The organism is Bacillus sanguinis, from assembly GCF_018332475.1.
In the GTDB taxonomy this organism is placed as follows: Bacteria; Bacillota; Bacilli; order Bacillales; family Bacillaceae_G; genus Bacillus_A; species Bacillus_A sanguinis.
Genome location: NZ_BOQB01000185.1, coordinates 1 through 241, shown reverse-complemented (window position 1 = coordinate 241; position 241 = coordinate 1). Strand labels below are relative to the sequence as shown.

The window sequence follows — 241 nt, the reverse complement described above, 5'->3', positions numbered from 1 at the left end:
GCAGCTTTAATTTATCGTGTGTTAGTACCGAATAAGCAAGGTGGTACGTTCAGTAATGATGGTGCTCGTTACGTATTACAAGATGGATCAACTTTAAACAATCCGTATCGAGATATTCGCTCAGGTTCGACATTGTTCCCTGAAGAGGTTTTAACGTTAACGAAATTGGGAATTTTTAAAGGGGATGGAAACGGAGGGTTTAGACCGAAAGATTCTGTTAGCCGTGCAGAAATGGCGCAAA

Annotated in this window: 1 protein-coding gene; it reads left to right on the top strand. The window is 41.1% G+C overall.

Going from position 1 to position 241, the window contains the following annotated elements:
* Window positions 1-241: S-layer homology domain-containing protein (locus KI369_RS19420; RefSeq protein WP_212957039.1), on the top strand; the 241-nt coding region annotated here is incomplete at both ends.